A 19473-nucleotide genomic window follows, 5' to 3' on the forward strand; every position below is an offset into this window, starting at 1 on the left:
TTGTTATTAGTGAACATATCCTTATCTCCACGAATAGAGGTAAGGGTAAAAAAGAGGCCGAATTGTAATCACTTTACTTGTCCCCGTCAACAACGAAAGTCAGCAAGTGGGTTATTTCTGCCAGCGTATCCTTAGATCAACTCCCCCCACACACTATAAGATGTGGATAACTCTGTGTATGGACACTACATCTAGTAGTTAAGAGGATCTGTTAACAGATCAAAGGGGCGCCATTATAGATCAATCTGGATCGCTTAATAAAGCGGGATTTTCCCTATTTGTTGAATAAAAGGATCGAATTTGATCTTTGATGATCGAGGATGCTGACAAAGAATGATCTTGTTGGGGATAATTATTTTTTAAGGATAGCGATCCTTGAGATCTCGCTATAGAATACACCTCTTTTTGATGATCTTTTGGGGATAACTTAGTGGCGGTTTCACTTTGGCAACAATGTATCGGAAGACTGCAAGATGAGCTTTCTGCTCAGCAGTTCAGTATGTGGATCAGACCGTTACAAGCCGAAATGGATGGAGATACTTTGGTGTTATATGCGCCTAACCGCTTCGTGCTCGATTGGGTTAGGGATAAGTACATCAATATCATTAATCAGTTTTTTACTGAGCAAATGGGTAATGATGCGCCTAAGCTACGCTTCGATATCGGTAGTCGTCCGTCCGCGAAAAAGCCAGAACCTGCGCCCGTCGCAGCAGTGCGCGTACCCAATCCCCAAACTAAGGCTTCTGTTGGTACATCATTTAATACCACCGAGCCTGTGACTAACACTAACCATCGCAGCAATATCAATCCAACTTATCAATTCGATAACTTCGTTGAGGGTAAGTCAAACCAACTTGGTAAAGCGGCTGCATTGCAAGTAGCTGAAAATCCAGGCGGTGCATATAACCCACTATTCTTATATGGTGGAACTGGTCTAGGTAAGACTCACTTGTTGCACGCTGTCGGTAACGGGATCATTAAAAATAATCCCAATGCTAAAGTGGTTTATATGCATTCTGAGCGTTTTGTGCAAGACATGGTCAAAGCGCTGCAAAACAATGCGATCGAAGAATTCAAACGCTATTACCGTAGTGTCGATGCACTGTTTATCGACGATATTCAATTTTTTGCCAATAAAGACCGATCCCAAGAAGAATTTTTCCATACCTTTAACGCACTGCTTGAAGGTAACCATCAGATCATCCTGACATCGGATCGTTATCCAAAAGAGATCGACGGGGTAGAGGACAGATTAAAATCCCGCTTTGGTTGGGGCTTAACAGTTGCAATTGAACCGCCAGAGCTTGAAACTCGCGTGGCGATTTTGATGCGTAAAGCCCAAGAGAGCGGCATTAACCTGCCCGATGAAGTGGCCTTTTTTATTGCTAAGCGCTTACGTTCAAACGTACGCGAGTTAGAAGGGGCGTTAAACCGCGTGATCGCCAACGCTAATTTTACCGGTCGCCCAATAACGATTGATTTTGTGCGTGAAGCACTACGTGACCTCTTGGCACTGCAGGAAAAATTAGTCACTATAGACAACATTCAGAAAACCGTAGCTGAATACTACAAAATCAAGATGGCTGATATGTTGTCTAAGCGTCGTTCGCGCAGTGTTGCGCGCCCAAGACAAGTGGCCATGGCGTTATCCAAAGAATTAACTAACCAGAGCTTGCCGGAAATTGGTGATGCCTTTGGTGGTCGAGATCACACCACAGTGTTACATGCCTGTCGTAAGATTGCTCAGCTACGGGAAGAGAGTCACGACATTAAAGAAGATTATGCTAACTTGATTAGAACCTTATCTTCTTAAAATCAAGGAATTTGGACACTATGAAATTTTCAATTGATAGGGACGCCCTATTAAAGCCGCTTCAATTGGTTTGTGGTGCGGTAGAAAGACGCCATAACTTGCCTATTTTGGCAAATCTCCTTGTAGAAGTTAGTGGTCACTCACTCAAAATGACAGGTACCGACCTTGAAGTTGAGTTAGTCGGTCAGGCGGTTATTCATGGTGATATCGAAGAAGGTCGAACTACAGTTCCTGCTAAGAAGCTGTTAGATATCGTTAAATCCTTACCCGAGCAAAGCGAGCTTAAGGTCGAGCAGCAAGATAACAAGTGGTTGTTACGCTCTGGCCGTAGTCGTTTTTCGCTGGCAACCCTGCCCGCAGAAGAATACCCCAACGTGGAAGCCTTTCAGGCGGAAATCGAATTCACCCTTAAGCAAGGCGTGCTGAAGTCTTTGATTGATGCGACCCAGTTTTCGATGGCGAACCAAGACGTTCGTTACTATCTGAATGGTTTATTGCTCGAAACCGAAGGTAATGTGCTGCGCGCCATTGCTACCGACGGTCACCGCTTAGCCTTAAGTCACAGAACCATAGATGCACAATTACCTGAAAAACAAGTGATCGTGCCCCGTAAAGGCGTGATGGAAATGGCGCGTTTGTTGGAAGCCGATGATTTAGATATCGCGATTGCCATTGGCGACAACGCGATTCGCGCGACCACCAGCACCACAGTCTTTACCAGCAAATTAGTCGATGGTCGCTTCCCCGATTATCGCCGCGTGTTACCTAAGGGCGGTGATAAAATCGTTATCGCCAGCCGTAACCACTTCAAGCAAGCTTTAACGCGCGCTTCTATTTTATCGAATGAGAAGTTTCGTGGTGTACGCATTCAGTTAGAAGCGGGATTACTGAAAATCACCGCTAATAACCCAGAGCAAGAAGAAGCGGAAGAAATCATCGATGTGGATTACAACAATCAGCCACTCGAAATTGGTTTCAACGTCAGTTACTTATTGGACGTGCTCAACAACCTTAAGTCCGATGATGTGCGTATCACTTTAATCGATGGTAACTCGAGTGCTTTATTGGAAAACCACTTGGAAGAAGATTCCATGTATGTGGTTATGCCAATGCGCTTATAGTCATCCTATTTCTACGCAGTGCCATACGCCGCTTTTTAGCGGCGTATATGTCTTCAGACCTTATCCCTTGTTGCCTTATTAACTCTAATGGATGTGAATTGCGGTATGATAACAGTCCTGAGTCTTGGCCTGAGCCGTCGATGCGGTTTGATGAGTAACGCATGAGCCTTATCCGTCTTAATATTGATTCTTTTCGCAATATTCAATTGGCGCAACTGAGCCCGAGTGAGGGGATTAATCTGATCTATGGTCAAAATGGCAGTGGCAAAACCAGTATTCTTGAGGCGATTTACTTTCTCGGGATGGGGCGCTCGTTTCGCAGCCACTTATCCCAGCGAGTCATCAATAACGACCAAGACAAACTAACCCTGTTTGCGACCTTAAATTTACCCCGCGGCGACAGTAAAATTGGTCTGCGGCGTTTTCGCAGTGGCGAAACCGAAGTCAAAATTGACGGCGAAAAGGTCAAACGGCTATCGACTTTAGCTGAAACCTTGCCCATACAAGTCATCACGCCGGAAAGCTTTTCGTTATTGTTTGAAGGTCCAAAATCCCGCAGGCAGTTTATTGATTGGGGGGCCTTTCATTCGGACCCACAGTTTTATGCGGCGTGGGTGAATGTGAGGCGAGTTCTTAAGCAACGAAATCAGCTGCTTAGGAATAATTCTCCCTATGATCAAATCCAATATTGGGATCGGGAGTTTGTCCGTTATACCGAGCAGGTCACCGAAATACGAAACCGTTATGTAGACTCGTTAAATGAGCTACTTAAGGGTATAATCGAGGAGTTTTTACCGCAGGTGAATGTTAAGGTTTCATTTACCCGCGGCTGGGATAGCAAAACGGATTTTGCACAACTTCTCGAATCACAATATCCCAGAGATTTGGCTACGGGTCATACCGTCAGCGGTCCCCATAAAGCTGACTTAAGACTTCGTGTAGGCACTTTGCCGGCGCAGGATGCCCTGTCCCGTGGTCAATTGAAATTATTAGTCTGTGCACTGCGTATTGCACAGGGAAAGTTGCTCAAACAACAAATAGATAAACACAGTATTTATCTTGTGGATGATCTTCCATCCGAGTTGGATGCACAGCATAGGCAGCTATTGCTGAAACAGCTAGTGGACACTGGTGCACAAGTGTTTGTGACCGCCATTGAGCCAGCAGCAATAGTCGATTCGTTACACACGCCTCCCAGTAGGATGTTCCATGTGGAACACGGACGTGTAACGGTAATTGAATAACCATTGAGAGAATAATATGTCAGAGAATAGTTACGATTCTTCGAGTATTAAGGTCCTTAAGGGCCTTGATGCAGTACGTAAGAGACCTGGGATGTATATTGGTGACACCGACGACGGTACGGGTCTACATCATATGGTGTTCGAAGTAGTCGATAACTCTATCGATGAAGCCTTAGCGGGCCATTGTACTGATATCACAATTACTATCCATGTGGATGGTTCGGTTTCTGTTAAGGATGATGGCCGTGGTATTCCGGTCTCTATCCATGAAGAAGAAGGTGTATCGGCCGCAGAAGTTATCATGACGGTTCTGCATGCTGGTGGTAAGTTCGACGATAACTCCTATAAAGTGTCAGGTGGTCTGCACGGTGTGGGTGTGTCGGTGGTCAACGCGCTTTCTAAAAAGCTGCAATTAACTATTCGTCGCGATGGTAAAGTCCACGAGCAGTTTTACACCCATGGTGTACCTGATGCGCCAATCAAAGAGATTGGTGATGCAACTAAAACGGGTACCGAAATCCGTTTCTGGCCCAGTGAGCAAACTTTCAGTGATGTTGAGTTTCACTTTGAAATCCTGGCTAAACGGGTGCGAGAACTATCGTTCCTTAACTCTGGTGTGGGGATTCGCTTAGTCGACGAGCGTGATAATAAAAACGAATTCTTTAAATACGAAGGCGGTATCAGCGCATTCGTTGATTACTTGAACCGTAATAAAACGCCGGTAAACAAAGATGTATTCCACTTTATGCAGGAGCGTGACGACGGCATTACCGTTGAAGTGGCGATGCAGTGGAACGATGGTTACCAAGAAAACATATTCTGTTTTACCAACAACATCCCGCAGCGTGACGGTGGTACTCACTTAGCCGGTTTCCGTAGTGCGTTGACACGTAACCTAAACAACTACATGGAAAACGAAGGTTATAACAAGAAAGGCAAAACCAACGCGACTGGCGATGACGCACGCGAAGGTTTAACGGCTGTTATCTCGGTTAAAGTGCCCGATCCTAAGTTCAGCTCGCAAACCAAAGACAAGCTAGTGTCTAGCGAAGTGAAAGCCGCGGTTGAACAAACCATGGGTGAAAAGCTAAACGACTATCTGCTTGAAAATCCTGCCGATGCTAAGTTAATCGTTGGTAAGATTGTTGATGCGGCCCGTGCCCGTGAAGCGGCGCGTAAAGCCCGTGAAATGACCCGTCGTAAAGGCGCGCTTGATTTAGGTGGTTTGCCTGGTAAGCTGGCGGATTGCCAAGAGAAAGATCCTGGTCTTTCAGAAATCTACATAGTGGAAGGGGACTCTGCTGGCGGTAGCGCTAAGCAGGGACGTAATCGTAAGAATCAAGCGATTCTGCCACTGAAAGGTAAAATCTTAAACGTTGAGAAAGCCCGTTTCGATAAAATGCTGTCTTCTCAAGAGGTTGCAACACTAATCACCGCACTTGGCTGTGGTATTGGTCGTGATGAATACAACCCAGATAAGACTCGCTACCACAACATCATCATCATGACGGATGCTGACGTCGACGGCTCGCACATTCGTACCTTGCTGTTGACCTTCTTCTTCCGCCAAATGCCTGAACTGATTGAACGTGGTTATGTGTATATTGCTCAACCACCTTTATTCAAAGTGAAGAAAGGTAAGCAAGAACAATATCTGAAAGACGAAGCGGCACTGACTCAGTATTTGACCACTCAAGCGTTAGATGGCACCAGCATTTATCCATCTCAAGGTGCGCCAGGTATGTCGGGTGAGCCATTAGAGCGTTTAGTGACGCAATACCGCGAAGTAGAGGCGATTGTTGCCCGTTTAGAGCAACGTTATCCAACGCATATCACTAATCGGATGCTTTACCACCCAATGATCAGCAATGAGATGTTGGCCGATGAAGCTAAGATGAAGGAATGGATAGACGCCTTTATTCATGAGTTGGTGGAATTAGAAAATAGCGGCGTGCTGTATTCTGGTGAGCCTGTACTCGATCCTGAGCGTAAAGTGTATCTGCCAAAGATCACCATTCGTAAACATGGTATCGACACGCATTACCTATTTAGCTATGACTTCTTCCAATCAATGGATTATCAACGTATTGCTAAGTTAGGTACAGCCCTAGAAGGCTTGATTGAAGTCGGTGGTTATGTGCAACGTGGCGACCGAGTGAAAGAAGTTGGGAGCTTCATTGAAGCACTAGATTGGACTATTTCTGAAGCTAAACGTGGTTTATATATCCAACGTTATAAAGGATTGGGTGAGATGAACCCTGAGCAATTGTGGGAAACCACAATGGATCCTGAATCACGCCGTATGCTGCAAGTGACCATTGATGATGCCGTTGGTGCGGATCAGCTGTTTACTTGCTTGATGGGCGATCAAGTAGAACCGCGTCGTGAGTTTATTGAAGCCAACGCGCTGAACGTAGCTAACTTAGACGTTTAATATCTAGACGTTTAATATCGTTTTTTACAGATATAACTGATTGATAAAAAAGGGAAAGCTTAGCTTTCCCTTTTCTTTTGCAACAAATTACCTATCAACACCCGCCTCATCGGCTTCGACAATTTCAGTCTCCGCTTTTGCGGCAGTTATCCAAGCCTGCATTTCTGGCTGGCTCACAATAAATTCCATATACGCTCGGCTCGCTTGCGAGACTTCAATCTCATAGGTAAAGAAGCGCATTACCACTGGTGCAAACATCATATCGGCGATTGACCACTCGCCAAATAACCAAGTGCCCTGATTTTTGGATGGGGTAAACTCAGTCATTTGCTGAGACCAAATGCTGTCGATGCGTGCAATATCTTGCTGAACAGCGGGGCTAAGCTCGACATATCGACGGGTACGGATATTCATAGGCAGGGCATTTCGTAGGGCATGAAAGCCTGAATGCATTTCACAGGCGAGGGAGCGAGCCTTGGCTTTTTGTTTTGGCTCTTGTGGCCATGCAGCGCCTGAAAGATAACAATCATTGATATATTCACAAATCGACAGTGAATCCCAAACGGTAATGTCACCATCGACCAGTGTTGGTACTTTTAGCGTTGGCGAAATGGATTGGAGTTGCTGGTAGAAGCTATCGGTATCGAGTTGTAATAGCACTTCATCGAACTTAACGCCTGATTTCGCAGCCATTAACCAAGCTCGGAGCGACCAGCTAGAGTAGTTTTTATTGCCGATATAGAGTTTCATAAGCGCCTTCCAATTTTGAGTCGTGCTAAGCACTATACATTATGTTTGTTTTTCTCCGAGCCGTTGAGTTGTTGCATGCTCATATTCAGCTATTCAAATTGCTCACGCTATCAAGCTAAATTGGACTATGGTTTCACGTGAAACAATTCGACTTGGTAACCTTATCTTAAGTTTGGCAACATATACTCAAGCTGCACATAATACTGATAGTGGCTGCTCTAGCATATCAATTACAATGGACGGATAATGTAATACTGGCTCAGTAAACACAGCTTTCGTAGGTTGGAATATTTTGATTAAATCCATATTCAACAAAATTTTTAATATCCGTGAGCAAGCAACACTTGAGCGACCTAAAAGCTTTAGTCAGACCGATCTCAGCAAACCTTTAACGACAGCGTCACCTAAAAAACGTGTAGAAGAGCAATGTGATACTTCGATGAGTATTGACTTAGCGGCGCTGTTTTATAGTTTGTTATTCCCCGCCAGAACCAAAGATGCTGGTGGCGTTGCTAATAACCTTGAACGGCGTGTCATGGCTGAAATAGAGCTAGCCTTAGCATCGCCACAAGTGATAGCCGAAAAGGTGCTGAAGCTTCCCTCTAAGGTATTGGAGCTAGACCGTAAGTTAGCAGATCCACAGTTTGATACTAAAGACTTGTTGGCGTTAATCGAGCAAGATCCCTTACTGAGCGTCGAAGTGCTTAAGCTGTGTAACTCACCGGCCTTTAAGCGTGGTGAGCGGGAAGTGACTAGCTTGCAGCAAGCTTTAGTACAACTTGGCCGTGAACAGTTACGTTGCTTTGTGACTAGCTGCCTAGTGCGTGAGATGCTAGATATTAAACCCATTTATTTTCGGCGCTTTGGCGCTGAGATTTGGCGTCATTCAATGCAGGTGGCCTTTTTAACTAGCGAGCTGAGTGAAGAAGATAGGGATACCGCATTCCTATTAGGATTACTGCATGATGTGGGTAAGCTCGCCATCTTCAAAATGTTGCTTGATGCTTTTGTGCAAGCAGAGCCTGGTGAGCAGCCAAATTCTTGGTTATTCCGACAAGTGATGACGGCCAAATCACTTACCTTAAGTGCGTTATTAGCAAGATATTGGCAGTTACCCAGTATTTTTGAAGCTCAACTGGATAAACTTGCCCACTTACATACCCGGCCGCATGAGGGGATTGCCGCAGTGGTTTGGCGCGCAAATATCATCAGTGAGATTTCGATGCTGCAGCAAGCGGGTAAATTGCCTGCAGACATGCTGAGTAACTTGTTAGCCTTGGTTGGACTCGATCAAGTTCAATTTGAGGCGTTGCATGAAAAACTCCAGCAATTTTAATAAATTGCAGCCAAAAAAAAACGCGCTATCAGCGCGTTTTTTATTGGCACCTAACGTGTGACTTACTGGAGTAGAGAAATATCCGCTACATGTAAGAATTGCTCACGTAGGTTATTTAGCAGGGCTAAACGGTTGTTTTTCAGGGCTTCGTCATCGGCCATTACCATCACGTCTTCGAAGAACTGGTCAACACTTTCACGTAAGCTCGCCAGCAGCGTTAATGCCTGTTGGTAATCCGCATTCGCAAACAGTGGAGCAAGCAGAGGCTGAAGTTCAGCAAGTTTTGCAGCTAACGCTTGTTCTGCTGCTTCGGCTAACAGAGCTGAATTTATCGCAGTCGGTAGTTCGCCTTCTACTTTCGCCAGAATGTTAGATACACGCTTATTCGCCGCTGCCAGAGCGCTAGAGGCTTCTAAGCTTCTGAAGTGTGATACCGCATTGATACGGCTATCAAAGTCAGCTGGGCGAGTTGGGCGACGTGCTAATACGGCGAGGATCACATCAACATCGATACCTTTATCTTGGTACCAAGCACGGAAACGTGCCATTAAGAACTCAAGCACTTCATCGCTTGCATTCGCGTTGCTTAAGTTGATTCCATGGAGTTCCTGAGCCTTAGCAATTAGGGTCACTAAGTCTAGTGGCAGCTTGTTCTCAACGATAATGCGTAGCACACCGATAGCGGCGCGGCGTAGAGCAAATGGGTCAGCTGCGCCCTTAGGTGCCTGACCAATACCGAAGATACCGACTAAGGTATCGAGTTTATCCGCTAAAGCGACTGCGCAAGATACCGCTGCCGTCGGAACTGTATCGCCAGAGAATTTTGGCTTGTATTGCTCTTCCATGGCTAAGGCTACGGCTTCAGTTTCACCGTCTAGGCGGGCGTAATGCATGCCCATAGTGCCTTGAGTATCGGTAAACTCCATCACCATATTGGTCATTAAGTCTGTTTTAGACAATAAACCTGCGCGGGCGGCATCAACGGCGTTAGCGCCAGTTTGTTCGGCAATAAAGGCGGCTAGGGCAGAGATACGAGTCACTTTGTCTTTTAAGGTGCCGAGTTGTTGTTGGAACAAGACGGTCTCAAGGCTCGGTAAACGTGATTCTAGTGTGTGCTTCTTATCGGTATTAAAGAAAAACTCAGCATCAGCCAAGCGTGGACGAACCACTTTCTCATTACCAGCAATGATTTGCGCCGGATCTTTTGATTCGATATTGGCGACAAAGATAAAGTTTGGCAGTAACTTACCGGCATCATCGAATACTGGGAAGTATTTCTGATCGCCCTTCATCGTATAAACCAAGGCTTCTGAAGGCACGTTCAAGAACTTCTCTTCAAAGCTTGCGGTTAATACGACTGGCCATTCAACTAAAGAGGTGACTTCTTCCAGCAGGTCGTCTTCGATATCGGCGGTGCCACCAATCTTAGCGGCCGCTTTTTCTGCATCGGCTTTGATTAAGGCTTTACGGCTTTCGTAGTCGGCGATGACTTTACCTTTTTCTTTCAGCAGTGTCAGGTAGTTGTCTGCATGGTCAAGCTCGAAGCCTGTCCCCATAAAGCGGTGACCACGAACATTACGTGCCGATTTAATGCCGAGCAATTCACCTTCAATTAACTCACTGCCTAACAGCATGGTAGCGGTGTGAACCGGGCGAATAAATTGTGTCTTGCTGCTTCCCCAGCGCATTGGCTTAGGAATGGGTAACTTATCCAGCGCACGTTGCGCCATCGCTGCGATTAAGCTCTTGGTTTCAACGCCTTCTACTTTGGCGTTATAAACCAGCCATTCACCTTTATCGGTCACCAAACGCTCAGCTTGGTCAACGGTAATACCGTTACCACGTGCCCAACCTTCTGCGGCTTTGGTTGGTTTACCTTCGGCATCGAAAGCTGAGCTGACAGCGGGGCCGCGCTTTTCAACGATTTTGTCCGCTTGAGCAATAGCCAGTTCAGTCACATTAATGGCTAAACGGCGGGGCGCTGCATACCAAACAGCTGATTTAAAAGCTAAATCGGCTTTGGTCAATTCTTCGGTGAAGTTCGCTAAGAAAGACTCAGCCAGTTTACGCAGCGCCTTTGGCGGTAATTCTTCAGTGCCTAACTCGATGAGTAAGTTTTCAAAATTCATGTGTTACCTCTACTTACACATTGGGAAGCCAAGCGCTTCGCGTGCCTGATAATAGGATTCAGCAACGGCTTTAGCCATTGTACGAACGCGCAGGATATAACGCTGACGTTCAGTCACTGAAATGGCGTGGCGTGCATCGAGCAGGTTGAAGGCGTGCGAGGCTTTCATCACTTGCTCATAGGCGGGTAGAGGTAATGGTTTTTCAAGCGACAATAAGTGCTGACACATTTTTTCGCATTGATCGAACAGGGCAAACATAAAGTCGACGTCTGCGTGCTCAAAGTTATAGGTCGATTGCTCAACTTCGTTTTGGTGGAACACATCGCCATAGGTGATTAGGCCCATTGGACCATCGGTCCATACGAGGTCGTACACGCTATCTACACCTTGGATATACATGGCGAGACGCTCTAAACCGTATGTGATTTCACCTGTGACAGGGCTACACTCTAAGCCGCCGACTTGTTGGAAGTAAGTAAACTGAGTCACTTCCATGCCGTTTAACCAGACTTCCCAACCCAGACCCCAAGCGCCTAGCGTTGGTGATTCCCAGTTGTCTTCCACAAAACGGATATCATGGATTTGTGTATCAATACCAAGAGCTTGCAGAGAACCTAAATAGAGTTCTTGGATATTATCCGGTGACGGTTTTAACACGACTTGGAATTGGTAGTAGTGCTGCAGACGGTTTGGGTTTTCACCGTAACGGCCGTCGGTAGGGCGGCGCGATGGCTGCACATAGGCACTGCTCATTGGCTCAGGCCCTAAAGAGCGTAGGAAAGTTTGTGGGTGGAATGTACCCGCACCGACTTCCATATCTAGAGGTTGAACGATTGCACAGCCTTGCTGCGCCCAATATTCCTGTAGGGTTAGAATGAAACCCTGAAATGTTTTTACGTCGTGTTTCGTCGTCATGTCTACTTGTCTACTGCCGTCAGCTTGAATAGAAAATGGTTTCGATTATACCTTGTAGATCTCTGCTTATGTAGGTTATTTTTTACCTTCTTCGTTAAAACGTTAAGGTAGATAGGCCATGGAAGAAATCCGCTGTAATTGGGTCAGTGATGATCCCTTGTATCGCGAGTACCACGATAAGGTGTGGGGACGCCCAGTTTATGATTCGAAGGAGTTGTTTGCCAAGCTCTGTTTAGATGGGCAACAAGCTGGGTTATCTTGGATTACTATCTTAAAGAAGCAGCAAAACTACGAACAAGCCTTTGCGGATTTTGAGCCGGCTGTGATTGCAACTTTTGACGACGCTAAAGTCGAGGAGTTGATGGCTAACCCAGGAATTGTGCGTAATCGCCTTAAGATCCATTCGATTATTCGTAATGCAAAAGGATACTTAGCATACACTGCGGATGGCAAAGATTTTTCTGAATTTCTATGGAGCTTCGTTGGTGGCAAGCCATTGGTGAATCAATTTACCTCCATGTCGCAGGTGCCTGCGCAAACACCTGAATCAGAGGCTATGTCTAAGGCATTAAAAAAGCTTGGCTTTAACTTTGTTGGTCCGACGATTTGTTATGCTTTTATGCAGGCGGTGGGAATGGTGAACGATCATCTAGTTGACTGTATTTCTTATCAAGCTTGTTGTGATCATCAATAATTAATTCAGTTTGCTTTGATGGGCAGCGAAATAGAAAAGGCATGTTCCACGTGGAACATGCCTTTTGTTATTTCTACTTGCTGAGATTAGATTTTCTGGAAGAAGAAAGGCTTACGCTGTTGTTTGCTGCCATTGAGTTGGTTCATCGACTCAGCATCAAACAACTTACCATTGACCATAGTATAAGTGACTTTATCTGTGACTCGAATATCCGCTAATGGATCGCCATCAATAACGATTAAATCTGCAAGCTTACCTGGCTTAATCGAGCCAAGTTGATGCTCTAAGCCGAAGGTGGTGGCAGGGTTGATGGTCGCAGTTTTGAGTACATCCATATTGCTCATGCCACCTTGGGCGAACATCCACATTTCCCAATGGGCGGCTAAACCCTCACGTTGACCGTGGGCGCCAATATTTGGATGAATGCCTAATTTATTAAACTCATTAGCCACTTTAGCAACATTGAAGTGGTTGTAGTGACTGTCTGGAGCGTGGGGGCGACGCATTGATCGAGCCTGCAAAATATCGCTTGGCACATACATAGACAAACGTGGATGGGCCCACACATCGGTCTTATCATACCAATAGTTTTCACCCGAAATACCGCCGTAGGCGACGACCAAGGTTGGAGTGTAACCGACCTTAGTTTGGCCCCAGAACTGTTTAATATCGTTATAAATATTTGCCACGGGTAACGAGTGTTCTACGGTTGTATGGCCATCGGCAACCATGGTCAGGTTATGTTGCAGTAAGCTGCCACCCTCTGGCACGACCATCATTTCGAGTTCACGAGCTGCAGCGATAACATGTTGTCTTTGATTGCGACGCGGTTGGTTGTAGCTCTTAACGCTAAAGGCACCAACTTTTTTGAGTCGCTCTAAATGGAATTTTGCATCATCGAGTGAGTCGATATGCGAGGTGTATCCGGGTGCATTTGCGCCGTAGAGAATTGTTCCAGTGGAGAAAATCCGCGGGCCAACGATATTACCAGCTTTTTGTTGCTCAGAAGCGGCAAAGATTTCAGTGGTATCGTTCGATGGATCATGGATGGTCGTCACGCCTAGGGATAATCCAGAGTAGAGCGCCCAGTTTTGTTGGGGCACTATTTCATCATCGGCCTGGGCGCCATGGGCGTGAGCGTCAAACAAACCGGGCATAATGGATTTGCCGCTTATATCGATAACTTGTGCATCCTTTGGAATTGCCGTGTTAGCGTCGCCAACAGCAACAATATGATTGTCTTTGACGATCACGACTCCCTTATCGATGACTTGGTCATTTTCCATGGTGATCACTTTACCGCCTACAAAGGCGACTGTTCCACGTGGAACATCAGCTTTTTCAGTAAAGCCTAAATTGATAATGCTTGGCTTAGTTTGCGCGTTCTTTTTAAGATACTGCGAATCAACATCGGCTTGGTACAGTTCTGGGCCAAGAGTCCAATAGAGTTGATTACTCTTGCTATTCCAACTGATACTTTCGCCGGCTCGCACACTTAACTGAGTGACTGGAAGATTGCTGGCGTTAGGGCCGATTTCAACGGTTTCACCATGTTTAGCAAAGGGCGTCACCCAAACTTTAAAGCGCTCGGCAAAGGCAAGCTGTTTACCGTCGGGTGAGACTCTAAATTCAGTTGCATGCTTACTGCTGTAGTGAACGCGCTTATCAAACCCATCCAAGTTAATAGAGGCAAGCTGCGGTGTGTCATCTTCACCACTATTCATAAAAAATATGCGATCGGCTGAGGCTCCGAATTGTGCTTGATAGCCTTCTGCGGAGATTTTTTTATTTTGTTTGGTTTTTAAATCGGCCTTGTACAGACCTGGTTCCTGCGACCAAGTTCGAGGTGTGAGATGGCCGCCTTGGGTTTTACGATACACCACAAGTTCGCCATCGGGAGAAAAGGTGGGCTCGACGTATTTTCCTGGCTCAGTGGTAACTTGTTTCGCTTTGCCACCTTTAGCGCTGATCACTTGTACTGTGCCTTGGTCTTGGTCATTCCAAGTTGTGAAGACAATATTTTTGCCATCACGCGACCACTGGGGATAGAGTTCTTCGATATCGTTATCTAACTCGGTTAAGCGCGACATCTTGCCATCGGGAAGTGTCTTCAACCAGATTTTACCCAATGCTTCGAAGGCGACCTTACTTCCATCCGGTGAAACTTGTGCCATTCGCAGCATTTTTACATCGAATACATCTTTATCAATATCTTGTTTAAAGCGTACTGAAGGCTGAACGTCTATTTGGGTTTTTACGGAAAATGGAATATCGGTGACCGTTTTATTAGCAACGTTGAGGCGGTTAATTTTGCCTTTAGCCCAGAAGAAGATGTCTTTGTTGTCTGGAGTCCATGCCATCGTCGGGTAAACACCATGGATTGCCCAAGTCTCTTGCATATCGCGGTCTAAATCGCCGAACAGTTTAGTGGTTTCACCGGATTTCAAATCAAGCAAATATAAGGATGATTGGAAATCATCACGCTTGATGTAGGCCAGTTTGGTGCCATCAGGACTTGGGGTTGGGCGAATGGCTCCGCCAGTCCCTTCGATCAGAATTTCGATATCACCTGTTTTGGTATCGTAACGCTTGATTTTATAGATGCCGTTTACTGAGTCTTTGGAGTAATGGAAGGTTTTTCCTGGAGTGTCATCTTGACTGAAATAGATATAGCGGCCATCGGGTGAATAGGCAGGTTCACCTAAGTCTTTCTCATCATTTGGGCGTTCGGTGAGTTTTACACCTTCGCCACCAGCAACATGGTAGAGCCATACTTCGCCGGCACCTAAACTACGACTGGCGGTAAAATGTTTACGACCCACTAAATATTGCGAATCAGGGCTCCACGCTGGGCTGTTGAGTAAGCGAAAAGTTTCTGATGTGACGGTGCGTGGATTGCTGCCATCGACATCCATAATCCAAATATTGTCACCACCATCCGCATCAGAGGTAAAGGCGATGTGTTTACCATCAGGGCTATAAACGGGCTGCATTTGCCAGGCTATGCCTTGAGCTAATGGTTTTGCTTCACCTCCCGTGACTGGGATTTGATAAATATCACCGAGTAAATCGAATACTAAATGTTTGCCGTCTGGACTGACACTGATGTTCATCCAAGTGCCTTCGGTTACATCTATTGCCACTTTTTCTAGCGGGGCATTGGCTGGCGCATTGACGTCCCAACTCGTTTTTTGGGCGTCTGCTGCCTGTACAGCGTGGGAGTTAAGGCCAAGCATCAGGGCGATATAAAGCGGTGTCAGCTTAGGTTTCAACATGTTATGTCCTGTTATCGTTATTCTAGGGCTTGATTGTTATCAGGTTGGATAAATATTTGTTAATGCTACGCTAAGTTATCGCACAAATACCCTGTAAGGAAAACGGAAATACTGTTTCAATTAATGACCGAGGGGCAGCAGTTGAGGCGGAGAAACTGTGGGAGAGTAATGCAGCTTACTCTCCATGAAGTGATGATTAGTTTAATGTGACGGGATCGCCGATGTGGATCATGGCATCATTGATGACACGGCAAGTGACACCGCCTCGCCAATCAGGTGTTAGTGCTGACTCTAAGCCGGCATGAGCTTGGTCCATCTTTTTACAGGGATCAGTTTCTCCTGTGACTTCGAGGCAGAGATCCCCAATGTGCAACTGTTTACCCACATCGGCAGGACTAAAAGTTAATCCATCGACTAAAAGATTGGCGCGGCGAGTCGTCCAAGGTAAATTTGCACCTATACTTTGACACGCTATTTGCCACTGCTGGAGCGAGAGTACGGTGACTTGCCTTTTGCCTGGGCGACCAAATACATCTTTTTCAATACCGCTGTGCTGGGTGACATTCGCGCACAGCACCTCATTCATTGGTCCGCGTTTAATCGTTTTGTAGGCGATAGCAACTAGTTTCGGCATGTTTGATGTCCTTATCCTAATGTCGATGTTGGGACTTAGAGTCCCTTTTTAATCAAATATTGATAGGGTATTTGGTTGGTTTCACTGGCGATCAGTGTGTGATCCATAAACTCACAAAAACTGGGAATATCACGGGTAGTAGCAGGATCATCCGCGATGATAAGCAGTGTTTCTCCTTGAGCCATTTGTCTTACCGTTTTACGCACCATCATTACTGGTTCTGGGCAGCGCAAACCAAGAGCATCCAGTTTGTGTTGTGCGGTTGAGAAAACGTCGTTCATATGACCTCGACTGAACGGTTAAACAGAATTGGCTAATGTTACTCCAGTGGTTTTGATAAACCAAGTTGGCGGCCTGATTTTGTGATGCAACGGGTAATTGGTTTTACTCCATTTTATTTATCCGAGAATCGGGATTAGTGAGATGTTTCACGTGGAACAATGTTATTTCGTGATCCCTAATCTTCCTCAAATGCTTGAGAATGGGATGGATCTCTTCATCATAAAAAAATACGGGACTTTTATAGCTGCTATAAAATCGAGATAATCTAACTTTAAGCGTTTTTGGCTTAGCAACTTTATCATCGACGTTTTAGCGTGGCATTATTTCACAATGATTTTAAAGCTGCATAAAAAAGCCGGAACTGAGTCCGGCTCTTTGAAGGGAGAATCGTTAAGGATTAAACGCGTTCGAAAACGGTTGCAATACCTTGGCCTAAACCGATACACATAGTGGCTAAACCTAAGGTCGCATCTTTGTGTTCCATCAGGTTGATCAGCGTCGTTGAAATACGCGCGCCAGAACAACCCAGTGGGTGACCTAGTGCAATTGCGCCGCCGTTGAGGTTGATTTTGTCATCAACCACATCTGCTAAACCTAAATCTTTCACACAAGGTAAAGACTGAGCAGCAAAGGCTTCGTTAAGTTCAATCACATCTAAGTCGGCAACGGTAATACCGGCGCGAGCAAGTGCTTTTTGCGTGGCAGGCACTGGGCCGTAACCCATGATAGCCGCATCACAACCTGCAACCGCCATAGAGCGAATGCGTGCACGGATTGGTAGACCCAAAGCGCGCGCTTTAGATTCTTCCATAATTAACATGGCCGAAGCACCGTCGGATAAGGCTGATGAGGTACCCGCAGTCACAGTACCGTTTGCAGGGTCGAATACTGGGCGCAGTGCTGCTAACGATTCCATGGTCGTTTCTGGGCGAATCACTTCGTCGTGCAGTACTTTAATCAGTGCACCGTTAGCATCATGACCTTCGATGCCATAGATTTCCTTGGCAAAACGTCCTTCAACTGTGGCTGCGTAAGCGCGTTGGTGTGAACGCACTGCAAAGGCATCCTGCTGCTCACGGGTAATACCGTGAAGCTTACCTAACATCTCAGCGGTTAAGCCCATCATGCCAGATGCTTTAGCAACGTTATTGGCTAAACCAGGATGGAAATCCACACCGTGGTTCATCGGGACGTGGCCCATATGCTCAACACCACCAATGATAAAGGTGTCGCCCATGCCTGTCATAATGGCACGTGCTGCTTGGTGGATGGCTTCCATTGAAGAACCACATAGGCGGTTGACTGTCACGGCGCCAGCCGTCTTCGGGATACCTGCCAGCAATGATGCATTACGGGCAATGTTGAAGCCTTGCTCTAGGGTTTGCTGCACGCAGCCCCAAATAACGTCTTCAATAGTATTGGGATCTAATTGCGGGTTACGCAGTAATAGACCTTTCATTAATTCGGCAGAGAGTGTTTCTGCACGTACATTACGGAACACCCCAGCCTTAGAGCGGCCCATAGGAGTACGAATGCAATCTACGATAACAGCTTGTTTCATAATTAAATTCCTTTCCCGCTAATTAGGCTTGGTAGTAGCTACCGTTGTTGGCTGCAAGGGCGCGCATGGCGTCGGTGACTTGATACAAACCACCTAAGTGAGCGTATTTGTCAGCTAAGGCGACAAAGTTGGCTACGCCCATAGTATCTAAGTAACGGAACACACCACCACGGAATGGTGGGAAGCCTAAACCGTAGACTAAGCCCATATCCGCTTCGGCAGGTGATGCCACAATGCCTTCTTCTAAACAGCGAACGGTTTCGATAATCATTGGGATCATAGTGCGGGCGATGATTTCATCCGCATCGAATGCTTTTTGTTCACCAAAGGCGGCCTTCAGCAGCTCGTAGCTGGTTGGGTCGACGTCTTTCTTTGGCTTACCGCGGCTATCCACAGAGTAAGCGTAGAAGCCTTTGCCATTCTTCTGACCGAGACGTTTGTTTTCGAACATCACGTCAATCGCGTCATTGCCGGATTTGCCCATACGATCGGGGAAGCCTTCGGCCATTACTGCTTGGGCGTGGTGGCCTGTGTCTAAACCGACAACGTCTAGCAGATAAGCAGGGCCCATTGGCCAGCCGAATTGTTTTTCCATTACTTTGTCGATAGCGGCAAAGTCGCCACCTTCGGCGAGCAGGCCGTTAAAGCCAGCAAAGTAAGGGAAGAGAACGCGGTTAACGAAGAAGCCCGGGCAATCGTTAACAACGATTGGGGTTTTACCCATTTTGCTGGCGTAGGCGACAACTGATGCGATGGTTTCTTCTGAGCTGTGCTCGCCACGGATAACTTCAACCAATGGCATTTTGTGCACAGGGTTGAAGAAGTGCATACCGCAGAAACGTTCAGGCTTCTTCATGCTCTTCGCGAGCAGGTTGATAGAAATGGTTGAAGTGTTAGAGGCGATAATCGCATCTTCACTGACGTATTGCTCAACTTCAGCCAGTACTTGTGCTTTCACTTTTGGATGCTCAACGACGGCTTCGACAACCACGTCAGCATGTTTCACTGGTGCATAGTCTAATGCTGGGGTGATGTTGTTCAGCACTTTAGCCATTTTTTCTGGGGTAGAGCGGCCACGAGCAACTTGCGCAGATAACAGTTTGGCGGCTTCGCCTAAACCTAAATCTAATGCAGGTTGAGCGATATCCTTCATCACGATTGGCGTGCCTTTGCTGGCGCTTTGGTAAGCGATACCGCCTCCCATAATGCCAGCACCTAATACGGCTGCGCTTTTCACATCTTTAGCGAGTTTGCCCGCTTTCTTCGCTTTGCCTTTAACGAATTG

14 protein-coding genes are annotated in these 19473 nt (G+C 46.3%); 6 read left to right on the forward strand and 8 right to left on the reverse strand.

What is annotated here, in order from left to right; genetic code table 11:
* Nucleotides 1-430: 430 nt before the first annotated feature.
* The 4 genes from dnaA (at nucleotide 431) to gyrB (ending at nucleotide 6612) form a co-directional block, all read left to right on the forward strand.
* The gene (gene dnaA / locus L976_RS15620; protein WP_037413464.1) at nucleotides 431-1813 is read left to right on the forward strand and encodes a chromosomal replication initiator protein DnaA; all 1383 of its coding nucleotides are present in this window, start codon (nucleotides 431-433) and stop codon (nucleotides 1811-1813) included.
* Between the two features lie 20 nt (nucleotides 1814-1833).
* Nucleotides 1834-2934: a DNA polymerase III subunit beta gene (dnaN, locus tag L976_RS15625; protein WP_011620839.1), complete on the forward strand. Its 1101-nt coding sequence runs from the start codon at nucleotides 1834-1836 to the stop codon at nucleotides 2932-2934.
* A gap of 161 nt (nucleotides 2935-3095) precedes the next feature.
* Nucleotides 3096-4178 (forward strand): DNA replication/repair protein RecF, encoded by a 1083-nt coding sequence (recF, locus tag L976_RS15630; protein WP_037413470.1) that lies wholly within the window; start codon nucleotides 3096-3098, stop codon nucleotides 4176-4178.
* A gap of 16 nt (nucleotides 4179-4194) precedes the next feature.
* Nucleotides 4195-6612 carry a DNA topoisomerase (ATP-hydrolyzing) subunit B gene (gene gyrB, locus L976_RS15635; RefSeq protein ID WP_047538178.1) on the forward strand — a complete coding sequence of 806 codons (2418 nt, stop codon included), beginning with the start codon at nucleotides 4195-4197 and terminating at the stop codon, nucleotides 6610-6612.
* Nucleotides 6613-6699: 87 nt separating this feature from the next.
* Here the strand turns inward: gyrB and L976_RS15640 are convergent, their stop codons facing one another.
* Nucleotides 6700-7362, reverse strand: a complete 663-nt coding sequence (locus tag L976_RS15640; RefSeq protein ID WP_047538180.1) for a glutathione S-transferase family protein — start codon at nucleotides 7360-7362, stop codon at nucleotides 6700-6702.
* A 292-nt stretch (nucleotides 7363-7654) separates the two neighbouring features.
* Between L976_RS15640 and L976_RS15645 the strand changes: the two genes are divergently transcribed.
* Nucleotides 7655-8698 (forward strand): HDOD domain-containing protein, encoded by a 1044-nt coding sequence (locus L976_RS15645; protein ID WP_047538183.1) that lies wholly within the window; start codon nucleotides 7655-7657, stop codon nucleotides 8696-8698.
* A gap of 62 nt (nucleotides 8699-8760) precedes the next feature.
* On the opposite strand, the gene glyS is transcribed toward L976_RS15645, so the two are convergent.
* The gene (gene glyS, locus L976_RS15650; RefSeq protein ID WP_047538187.1) at nucleotides 8761-10827 is read right to left on the reverse strand and encodes a glycine--tRNA ligase subunit beta; all 2067 of its coding nucleotides are present in this window, start codon (nucleotides 10825-10827) and stop codon (nucleotides 8761-8763) included.
* A 9-nt stretch (nucleotides 10828-10836) separates the two neighbouring features.
* Entirely contained in the window at nucleotides 10837-11742 is a 906-nt protein-coding gene (glyQ, locus tag L976_RS15655) for a glycine--tRNA ligase subunit alpha (protein WP_047538190.1), read from the reverse strand.
* 118 nt (nucleotides 11743-11860) lie between these two features.
* Between glyQ and L976_RS15660 the strand changes: the two genes are divergently transcribed.
* The gene (locus L976_RS15660; RefSeq protein WP_047538192.1) at nucleotides 11861-12436 is read left to right on the forward strand and encodes a DNA-3-methyladenine glycosylase I; all 576 of its coding nucleotides are present in this window, start codon (nucleotides 11861-11863) and stop codon (nucleotides 12434-12436) included.
* Between the two features lie 86 nt (nucleotides 12437-12522).
* Here L976_RS15660 and L976_RS15665 read toward each other — a convergent pair whose 3' ends face one another.
* The 5 genes from L976_RS15665 to L976_RS15685 all read right to left on the reverse strand — a co-directional run.
* Nucleotides 12523-15711 (reverse strand): amidohydrolase family protein, encoded by a 3189-nt coding sequence (locus L976_RS15665; protein ID WP_047538194.1) that lies wholly within the window; start codon nucleotides 15709-15711, stop codon nucleotides 12523-12525.
* Between the two features lie 196 nt (nucleotides 15712-15907).
* Nucleotides 15908-16345: an MOSC domain-containing protein gene (locus L976_RS15670; protein ID WP_047538196.1), complete on the reverse strand. Its 438-nt coding sequence runs from the start codon at nucleotides 16343-16345 to the stop codon at nucleotides 15908-15910.
* Nucleotides 16346-16380: 35 nt separating this feature from the next.
* On the reverse strand, nucleotides 16381-16626 hold the full coding sequence (gene tusA / locus L976_RS15675) for a sulfurtransferase TusA (protein WP_037429363.1): 246 nt from the start codon (nucleotides 16624-16626) through the stop codon (nucleotides 16381-16383).
* A gap of 398 nt (nucleotides 16627-17024) precedes the next feature.
* Nucleotides 17025-18188, reverse strand: coding sequence for an acetyl-CoA C-acyltransferase FadA (fadA, locus tag L976_RS15680; RefSeq protein WP_037429364.1), 1164 nt, complete (start codon nucleotides 18186-18188; stop codon nucleotides 17025-17027).
* A 22-nt stretch (nucleotides 18189-18210) separates the two neighbouring features.
* Nucleotides 18211-19473, reverse strand: a 1263-nt coding sequence (locus tag L976_RS15685) for a 3-hydroxyacyl-CoA dehydrogenase NAD-binding domain-containing protein (protein WP_231570504.1), incomplete at its 5' end; no start/stop codon positions are given.

It is taken from the genome of Shewanella sp. ZOR0012 (assembly GCF_000798835.1).
In the GTDB taxonomy this organism is placed as follows: domain Bacteria; phylum Pseudomonadota; class Gammaproteobacteria; order Enterobacterales; family Shewanellaceae; genus Shewanella; species Shewanella xiamenensis.